Genomic DNA, 9,823 nt, shown 5'->3' on the forward strand with positions numbered 1-9,823 from the left:
AGATGTTTGTCGGTTAGGCACGGGTACTTTTCTTTGAGGTTCGTATCCAAAGATTTTTGTACGTTCAGACCCGCCCGGGCGCCGCCAAGCGTTCCGGTCACAAAAACCGCGTCTCCAACCTGGGCGCCGGAGCGCTGCGTTAATTTATTTTCTTCAACTTCACCGACAACTGTAACGGAAACAAACAACCGATCCGGCGATTGCGTTGTGTCCCCCCCGATAACTGCAGTTTGGAATTTATCGCCTAATTCTTTTGCCCCCTGGTAGAATTCCTCAACCGATTCAACCTGAATTTTTTCAGGAAGCCCAAGAGAAAACACGGCATATTTCGGCCGGCCGCCCATTGCCGCGATGTCGCTCAGATTCACAGCAAGCGCCCGCCACCCTAATTGATAAAAAGTAAAATAGTCTAAATCAAAATGAACATCTTCGATTAAAGCATCGGTTGTGAGAAGAGTTAGAAGATCTGTTGAAGTTCTGAAAGCAGCAGCGTCGTCGCCAATCCCGACAATGAGTTCTGCGGAGGAGGTATCAACGATATTTTTAATCCGGTCAATGAGACCGAACTCGCCGATTTCTTTGAGCTGCATAAAAAAACTAGAATGGAAAACACTGAAGGACACTGAATAACACCGCTGTTAAGGCGTAAAAAATCTATTTTTTTCAGTGCTTTCGGTGTCCTTCGGTGCTTAATTAAACCGAACTAAACCCGTCGGGTTCTCGGGCCGTCGAATTCACAAAAGAAAATTGCTTGCCAGGTTCCCAAAACAAGCTTGCCACTTTCAATGATGACTGCTACTGACGAACCCATCATGCTGGCTTTGATATGCGCTGCCGAATTTCCTTCCGCGTGGCGGTAGCCGTCTTCAAGCGGCACGATTTTATTTAGTTCCATGGTCATATCTCGAATGACATCCGGGTCGGCGCCTTCGTTGATGGTAATCCCTGCGGTAGTGTGTGGCACATAGACGTGGCAAATTCCTTCTTGAACGCCGCTTTCATCCAGGAGCTTCTGAACCTGGCCGGTGAGTTTCACAAACTCGACTTGCTGGTTGGTGCGGATGGAGAATTCTTTAAGCATTTCAAAAATTATACATATTTACTATTTGAATTCGTGCAGAAAACTGCCAACGATTGCCAGGTCGGGAGCGCCGTCATCGAATCCAATTCCGAGGGTACCTCGTAACCGCTGGCCCGACTGCATTTTATAGTCGATGCCGCCATTGAGCATACTAAAATCACCTTTTGTGGCAAAATTGAGCTCACCAATAATATTAATTTGACTGTTCACCTCATGAATGACTCCGCCTCCGATGAGCAACACGGCCTTTCGGTCACCTCCGATGGAAAAAAGTGGCCATCCTCCACTCGCAGCCGGTGTGCCTTTCAAGAAGTCTAAACTGGCAACCCCTGTGATGACCGTTCTTGGGCCAACCGGGTGGCGTAAAGCCCCGAACCCGCCAAAGTTGGCTTCGCCCTGTGCTAAGTCCTCTTTTCCAATTGGCAGTGTGAGAAATCCACCAATTGATATATTTGTTTGTCCTTGCGTGACAAGATGATACCGGCCTGTCACCCGCAAATCGGTTATTCCGGACTCACCACTACCATTATCTGGATCTGAATTGATAAATGCGATTCCCCCGGCGATTTCAAATTGCGGGTTGATTGGAAAGGCGCCACGCACGCCAACATGAGTGATTTTGCCACCGTCAAAATCACTGAATCCGACCGTTGCATCGCCGAATGGATTCTCAGCTACGGTGGCATCACGAAAAAACGTCTGAAACAAATGGACGTCATCCCGGGTATCGCTTTGCGCATAAAGCATTTTAATACCGCAAAAACATAAAGTTATTATAAAAAGAAAGTTTCGAGTGCGCATTTTTTCCTCCTTCTGTTGGTAAGTTTTAATGCTCTAAAAATATATAATGCAGAATATTAAAAGGCAACCGGATTATTTCTTTTGATTTTGATATCTAAGTTCTACTGCACACTGATCTTGGTAAAACTCTGCTCGATGCCGATGCTAAAGGGGTGAAAAAGTCAAGCGCCGTTAGCATATTTATACTTGATTAATTCTTGAATTTTTGACATGTTCCGATCAAGAGTTTTAATTAACAAATTTTAAGTGTTGAGCCCACTGAGCAAAAGTACACTTTTGTGTCATTAGGCTGTTTTGCGGGAGTCTAAATTTATACAAAGAAAAGGAGGACTTATAAAATGAGTGAAAAATTAATCGTTGAGAAATCAGTAAAACTTAACGCGGACATCTCAAAAGTTTGGGAGGCGTTGACCCATCCCGAAATAACCAAAAAATATTTCTTTAATTGTGAGGCCATTTCAGATTGGCAAGTTGGAAGCCCGATAATTTTCAAATTCATATCTGATGGAAAGGAAATCGTGCCCGTCAAAGGTGTTATAACGGCTATTGAACCGAACCGGCTGCTGGAACATACTTGCTTTGCGCCTGAATTTGAAAATAGGCCGTCAAAACACACGACTGTAACTTACAAGTTATCATCAGAAAATGGCATTACAAATCTTTCAGTAACGCAAGGAGAATTCGCAGACGAGGACACCTATAACCATACTCAGGCAAGTTGGGACACTGTTCTTGAAGGCCTAAAAACGATTTTAGAAAGTTAAAAATAATAAGGGATGGCGGAACCACGATGCTATCCGCTTAAAGCGATGGCATCTATCCTGTATCTAAGTCTTCCTCTTCTTCTTCTTCGCGGCCGGGAACAAAATATTATTCAGAATTAAGCGATAGCCTGGCGAGTTCTTGTGCAGCGAAAGCTGAGTCGGTGGGTCATAAACGAAATGCTGGTAATCTTCCGGGTCATGGCCGCCGTAAAACGTAAAAGTGCCGCGGCCTAAATTGCCGTGAATATATTTAACCTCTTCGCCTCCTTCAACTTCACCCAAAACCGTAATCGACTTTTTAATCAAACTTCTTTTAAACCCGGTTAACTGGCCCATAAATCCTTTGACCACCGAAACGTGGTTCTGAGTTAACATGGTCGGCACCGGGTCATACTTCGCAGAGAATTCAAATAAAGTAAAGTAATCGGCCTCGGCATTTCGGATGCGCGGCATGTTGCTCGGTGGAAAGTCGATATCCGAATGTTCATAGACTAACGGGTTCTGCTCGATGGTGAAGTTTTCAAATGCGAATGTTTTGGAGTAATCCAACTTTGCCTGGCAGTCGGGGTCCTGCGGGTCACCGTCAAAGACCGCGGCGGCGATATCGGTGTTTTCTGCAGCCAAAGCAAGCTCGATAGTATCGGTGGCCGAGCACATGGCAAAAAGAAAGCCGCCGCTGAGAACATAATTTTTGAAAGCGCGGGCAACTGCTTTCTTTTCTTCCGAAGTTTTGGAAAACCCCGCGGCTTTGGCCATGGTTTCACTTTGCAAAACTTCTTCAATGTACCAGGGCGCATTGCGAAAGTTGGCGTAAAACTTACCGTACTGGCCGCTAAAATCCTCGTGGTGCAAATGAAGCCAATCATATTTTTTTAAATCCCCTTTGAGCGCCTCTTCGTCCCAAAGGGTTTCGTAAGGAATTTCCGCGTAAGTCAACGCCAGGGTCACGGCATCGTCCCAGACCTGTTTGTTTGGCGGTGTGTAAATCGCGATCTTGGGGGCTTTTTCCAGCAAGATGATGTCCGTATTGCCCTCCTCAATCTCGGCATAAACTTGCGAGGCTTGTGTGCCGGAGAGGTTTGAAAAAGTCACGCCCCGCAGTCTTAATTCGCGTTCGACCGCCGGGAAGTAGTCAATCATGAAGGAGCCGCCACGGTAATTGAGCAGCCATTCGACATTTATCGAACGTTCCAATGCCCAGAACGCGACGCCGTAAGCTTTGAGATGATCGGTCTGTTTCAAGTCCATTGGAATGAGGACTTTTTGAGCGAATGCGGTTGAGAAGTGAAGAGTGAAAAGTGAAAAGATTAAAAGAGCCAATTTGTTCAAGAAATTCTTACTCCTGTAAAAAATATCTTTTTTTGATCAGCAGAATGACTTGTAATTAACAGATTTCTCGCGGAGCCTGTCCTGAGCAAAGCCGAAGGGCTCGAAATGACGCTAAAGAACGCGCGTCAATTACTCAACTGCCTCGATTGCAGCTCCCGCAACTTCTGCCGGACTTCTTCGAGATAGACGCTGCTGGGATACTTGATGAGAAGCTGCTCATAAGCTTGATAAGCTTTTTGACTATCGCCCAACTCAGTTTCATAGACTTCAGCAATTCGCTTTTGCGCCAGTTCATTTTGCAGACTTTCAGGGTAGTCGTCCAGCAAACCTTGAAAATAACCGATGGCAGCCGCGTAGTTTCCGCGCTCACTTTCTAGTTCCCCAAGGTCGAAGAGCGACTCATCGAGAATGCTGGCGGTGGGGTAATTGCTTATGATTTCCTGAAGCGTTTTAATCGCATCGGCAAGCTTTTTTTGCACTCTGTGCTTTTGCGCCTGGCCATAAACCACCAACGCTTCTTTGGATTCGGCCTGATTTTCTTCAATTAAAAACGTCAGTTCAAGGGCATCGTTTACAAAAGGCTGCTCTCCTTTTTTTTGCGCGATTTTTTCAGTAATTTTATGCAGCTTCTCGAGCGCTGTGTCAAATTCGCCTTGCATAAAATCTAAATTAGCACTTTTAAACAAGGCTTCATCCCGCGCAGTTGGATTAGCAGTGCGGAGACTTTGAGTTCTGTCATACCAGAGTTGAGCCTTTTCAAAGTCTCCTTGCGCCGCGTAGCAGTCTCCAATTCGAAAATGCGCCTGGACAGAATTTTTGCTATTCGGATACTTTCGGATTAATAAATGATAAGTACCAAGCGCTTTGTCTAATTCGAAAAGGTCCTGGAAATAAATTTCGCCTATTTGAAATAGAGCGTCCTGCACCCAGCGGGTTTTTGGAAACGAATCGATCAAATCATTGTAGCTTGTCAATGCTTCCGCGGAAAACCCACGCATTTGCCTGGAAATTGCAACTCCGTAAAACGCCCGCGGCCGATAAGGAGATTTATTATAATTTGTGAGAATGAGTTCAAAAGCATCCTGAGCGAACTGATATTGACCGGCCCGCAGCGATTTTTCCGCGAAAAAATAGAGCTCCTGTCCCTGCTTCTTTTGGTTAGTTGGCTCTTTCACGGTTTCAAGAAATTTGAACTGCTGCAAAGCCATCTCAAAATCCTCGACGCGCAGATAGAGATTGGCAAGAAGCTTGCGAACCAAGTACGCCTGCTTACTTCGTGGAAGTTGCGATTTTAAAACTTCGGCGACTTCGTGGGCATGCTCGGGGTCTTTGGTATAACCGGTAATTCGACCCTCGATGTAACTGAACTGTCTCGGATTTTTTTCAAGATAGCTTAAATACTCTAAAGTCGCTTCGCGGTATTTCAGGCGCAGGACATAAATATTCGCCAATTCAAAAACAAACAGATGCTGCTGGCCGAATGCTTGGCGGGCATTTTGATAAACCTCCATTGCCTGGTCGTAAAGCCGGTTTTGCACCATGGCGTTGGCGACGTAAATATACCCGGATTTCTGTTTCGGATCATCCGCCAAAACCGTTTCCCAAATACTCATCGCCTGCGACGGGTCGCCGCGTTTGTAATAAACGTTCCCCAGGTCGGCCCAGAACCTCGGGTTGTTGCCGTTGCTCAGGTTGATTTGCGTTTTAATAATTACCACCAGCTCATCGAACTTTTTCAGTCGCAGCATATTTCGCTTGACACCTTCATAGTAGAGCTGGTTCCGGGGAACGAGGTCATAAAGGCTGCGATAAATCCGCAGAGCGTTGTCGTAACTACGGCGCCTTTCCAGATCTTGCGCAGTCCGCAGGCGGCTTTTGTTTACGTCCGTGGTTTGGGCGAGGGTTGTTGAGGTTAAAGCAAATGTAACCGCGAGGGTTACAAAAAGCATGATCCACTTGCGGGTTCCCAGGATATGTAATTGCCTGGGTTGCGGAAACCGCTTCGCTAATTTCCGCAACCATCTAAACAGTTTTTTCATTAGACAATTCAAGAGCACGTTGATATAAATTCTCTCCTCTCGGATTCTATTAGCAATTAACCTGCATTATTCATGAACTCTGATGTTGGCCCAGAACTCTGGCGAGTTCTGCTACAAAATTTAGCGGAAGGCGACCCCCTTTTCCGATTTTCCTTAATTTTTTTTATAATAAAAATCGGGAAGGTGGCGCCTGAAGCCCGAGCAGGCTCCCTCGTCCCGTTTTTCAGGACGAGGAGCCGGAGCGGCCACAATCCTCATGTTTGAAAGCTTTCAAGTTCTTTTTCAAGCTCCGATGAATCATAGTCGATTAGATCGATCTTGTGTTTATCTAATTCGACCAAGAATCTTTTCTTGTCCATTCCAGCCAATTCTGCTGCCTGTTCAAATGTAAGTTTATGATTTTTGAACAACTCAAGTGTTGTAAAAAGGCGGGTCTGTTGAGTGAACTCTTCTTTATTTTGGTTCAAGGACTGTAAGATGCTTTCTGAGATATCAAAGTGGATTTGAGTTGTTGCCATTTGAATTTCCTCACATATTTACTAATGAAGGATTGTTACTTTTATTGCCTATTAAAGTTTCAATTATCCAGCCTTTCTTCCGGCTGTGGTATTCCAAAGCAGAGCTGGAATGAGAATGTGATGTAAATTTACTCAATTATTCAAGCTCCCTCCTTGCTCTTCCCGGGCCAGTGCCTCAAAATATTTCCGAATCAATTCTTTATAATCTTTTGAATATCCTTCGCGCATGGCTTTAAGCAGCTCATTTCTCAGCCAGTCTTTTTCGCCCCGCGAATTAGATAACGATTGCGGACTCATTACCTGGTATTGTTGGCCGGTCTCAGCTTGACGTTTTCTGCTGTAATCCCGGCGGTTCATGGAACGCTGGGCATCCAGCAGCCGGGAAAGAATTCTCTGCTGCCGGTCGATGATCGACCGGTTGAAATTCTGCTGCTGTAACTGCTTGACCACTTCTTCCATATCTTTGCCAACTTGATTCAAATCGCCCAGCATGTCCGAGCGGTTGCCAGCTTCCTGCAGCAATTGTGCAAGAGATTTGCGCACAGCATTTTGCTCGGCGGCCAATCGTTGCATTGCCGCTTGCTGTTCCATGGTCATTCCTTCGCCGGGCGATTGACCCATTTGTGAAGTCTGCTGGTTAACGCCTTGCTGCTGCTGGGAAATCCCCATCATGCGCTGCATCATTTCCTGGAACCCGATGGCCGAAGACGCCTGACTCAAGCCCTGCATCGAGCTGCGAATTTGGGAGGCCGCTTCATTCAATCCGGACATAGACTGATTTTGGCTTTGCATCGATTTGCCGGGGTTGCGCGCTTCCAAACCCTGCAAAGCGTCTTGCATACCCTTCATGGATTTTCCCAGGGCCTTGCCGATTTCCGGGGTCACAAAAAAGGTTTCCTGCGAAAGTTCATACAGGCCGTTTGTCACCCGTGAAAGGCCGCCAAGCATGTCCTGCTGTTTATCCGCCAACCCGGTCATTCCCGGCGTATTGCGGTCGGTGCCTTTTGTGGACTCCATCAAATTTTCCTGCTGCTGGGAAAGGTTGAGCAAATCGCGGGAAGAACGGCGCAAGGCCTGCATAATTTTCTGCTTTTCTTGCTCGGAAAGCTGCTTCTGAGCACTCTGCAAACTCTCCATGAGCTGCTGCAAGTCCTGCGAAATTTGCTGTCCGGTGTTTTGCGCCCCGCTCATATTCCCGGATTGAAATTGCTGTGCTGCCTTTTGCATCTTATTTTGTAAGTTCTGACCGCTCTGCTCCCGTGCCGCATCGATTTGATTTTGCGGCATCTGTGGAAACGCGCTCATACTATTTTGCAGTTGCTCGAGTTCCTGCTCCAAACTTTCCGTGTCTTTTTTAATGCCGCTTTGCTCTTGAGCGTACTTGCTGCTTTTTTGTCGATCTGAATCCGAAGCAGCCTTTTTATTCAGCTCCTCCTGGCGCCGGTGCAGCTCCTGAGCCTTTCGAATCGACTCGTCCAGCTTCTGTTCGATCTGCAGTTTCTTGAGTAAATTAAGCGTACGCTCCAGGCTTTTCAAAAATTCCTCCTGAGACGCTGCGAACTTCTCCATGGCCAGTTTCATTTTTTGCGGATCGAGATCGGCCATGGATTGCTGCAGCTTTTGTAAAGCCTGCAGCAGTTCCGGGGTCAGCATTTCTTCCACGAGCTTCTGCAGCTCCTGATACTTTTGCAGCGTTTCCGGAGAAAGTAAATCGTTCTGCTCCATGCGGTCGACCATCTGGTCCAATTTCTCCTGCACCTGCTGCAATTTCTCGCGCGTGTTTTCCTGCGCCCTGACTGCATCCTGAACTTCCTGCTGTTCCTCCCAATCGAGTTCCGGCTCCCGTTTCATCTCTTGTACGATTTCGTCTAATTTTGATTTTAGGGTCTTGCCCTCCTCATAAAGCTGCTGCAAATCGTTGAAAGATTCTTCATGACCGCGGGCGACCTCGTCATACAACTCATATATAGAAGGAAGGCGAACGCGATAGGTTTGGCTCCGGGAGCTCTTCGGACCCGAAACCCGATCGTTGTCAAACACCTCGGCAAAATAAGTAACGACGTCCTGTGGAAACAGACCCAAATTTGACATCTCCCAGATGGTGTTCAGGAAAAATTTTTCTCGCACATCTTTGGCAAGGGTTAAATCAAGAAATTGCTCTTTGCCCTCTCGATTCCCTTCATGAAGAATACGGTAACCGATCCGGATTTTTGAAAAACCGAAATCATCTTCCGCTTCGATGCTGAGCGGAAGCTGCATGTCCTTACCCAAATCAACATCCTGCCCCGGGAAAGTTATTTGTACAAGCGGGTGCTGATCTTCGATAACAGATAAGCGATATTCGATTGGATCCGAGTTGGCCAGCCCTTTTTTATCAGCTAAAAGAAAATGGTAGCTCCCCGAACGACTGAGCGCGAACCTGCCCGAAACGTCCCGTCCGGAAATCCGCAAAGGCGTTTCAGATTCATTATCGAATTTGATTTTTGCTTCCTGCACGGTTTTGTTGGTTCGCAAAGAGACGGAGACTTTCGTTCCTTTCAAAGCCGAAACATCCCCGACATTTTCTTTTAAGAATTGCGTGCCCAATTTTGAATATGAAGGATAAGTCAATTTGACTTGCAGATTTCTTACAAAAGGAAGATCGAGAACGGAAATTTTGTATTCCGAACTTTTGCGTTTCGAAGCCTCAAAATAGTAATTTAAGTCCTGTTTGATGTTCTCGATTTCAAAAGCAAACTCGTTTCTCTCATTCAAATTTAAAAGGGTGCGCTCATACGCTTTCGCTTCCTTCTTTTTGGTTAAGACAGCGATTTCGTCAACCTCCGCGCCCCTAACTTTGGCGCTGAGCCGAACTGTTTCTCCCTTGACGACCTCTTTATCTCCCGGCAATACCTCAAAAGTCAAACCCAAATCTTTAGCAAAATCCATAGATGGATGAAGGAGGCGGTACGAAGCATTTGTCAGAGAAGAGGGAAAGATCAAAAGCAGAATGGTTAGAATCGCGCCCGAGATCAGAGAATATTTAAAAGCTTTTTTTAAAGGAAGCGTGTTGGCGACTCTTTCGAATTTCAAGTCTTTCGTTTCATTATGAATTTCCGTCAAAGAGGCGTCTGCCAGCTCCAACGAATAGCCTTCGGTGTTTTTGGCGTGCTGTTGAAAAACCTGCAGGGCGTCGGCCAATCGATCGCGGATGTTTTCAAAATGATTCCCGACCCGCAGGGCCAAATCTGTTTCACCCGGCGAATTCGGACGAAAAAGAATTGCAAAAAGCGGGCGGCCGACAAACCAGAC

General features: G+C 46.3%; 8 protein-coding genes. 1 reads left to right on the plus strand and 7 read right to left on the minus strand.

Going from position 1 to position 9,823, the window contains the following annotated elements; translation table 11 throughout:
- The 3 genes from thiL to IH879_13310 all read right to left on the minus strand — a co-directional run.
- On the minus strand, nucleotides 1–590 hold a 590-nt coding region (gene thiL, locus IH879_13300; GenBank protein MCH7675912.1), incomplete at its 3' end, for a thiamine-phosphate kinase.
- Nucleotides 591–703: 113 nt separating this feature from the next.
- A complete protein-coding gene (locus tag IH879_13305; protein ID MCH7675913.1) occupies nucleotides 704–1,081 on the minus strand; it encodes a YjbQ family protein in 378 nt (125 codons plus the stop codon).
- Between the two features lie 21 nt (nucleotides 1,082–1,102).
- Nucleotides 1,103–1,882, minus strand: coding sequence for a hypothetical protein (locus tag IH879_13310; GenBank protein MCH7675914.1), 780 nt, complete (start codon nucleotides 1,880–1,882; stop codon nucleotides 1,103–1,105).
- A 338-nt stretch (nucleotides 1,883–2,220) separates the two neighbouring features.
- Here IH879_13310 and IH879_13315 point away from each other — a divergent pair, with 338 nt between their 5' ends.
- Nucleotides 2,221–2,646: an SRPBCC domain-containing protein gene (locus IH879_13315; protein ID MCH7675915.1), complete on the plus strand. Its 426-nt coding sequence runs from the start codon at nucleotides 2,221–2,223 to the stop codon at nucleotides 2,644–2,646.
- A gap of 63 nt (nucleotides 2,647–2,709) precedes the next feature.
- Here IH879_13315 and IH879_13320 read toward each other — a convergent pair whose 3' ends face one another.
- The 4 genes from IH879_13320 to IH879_13335 all read right to left on the minus strand — a co-directional run.
- Nucleotides 2,710–3,966 (minus strand): asparagine synthetase B, encoded by a 1,257-nt coding sequence (locus tag IH879_13320; protein MCH7675916.1) that lies wholly within the window; start codon nucleotides 3,964–3,966, stop codon nucleotides 2,710–2,712.
- Between the two features lie 134 nt (nucleotides 3,967–4,100).
- A complete protein-coding gene (locus IH879_13325) occupies nucleotides 4,101–6,014 on the minus strand; it encodes a tetratricopeptide repeat protein (protein ID MCH7675917.1) in 1,914 nt (637 codons plus the stop codon).
- Nucleotides 6,015–6,268: 254 nt separating this feature from the next.
- Entirely contained in the window at nucleotides 6,269–6,532 is a 264-nt protein-coding gene (locus IH879_13330) for a UPF0175 family protein (GenBank protein MCH7675918.1), read from the minus strand.
- A gap of 132 nt (nucleotides 6,533–6,664) precedes the next feature.
- Nucleotides 6,665–9,823 (minus strand): hypothetical protein (locus tag IH879_13335; GenBank protein MCH7675919.1); only part of this gene is annotated, 3,159 nt, incomplete at its 5' end.

The sequence above is a fragment of the candidate division KSB1 bacterium genome (assembly GCA_022562085.1).
Taxonomy (GTDB): domain Bacteria; phylum Zhuqueibacterota; class Zhuqueibacteria; order Oceanimicrobiales; family Oceanimicrobiaceae; genus Oceanimicrobium.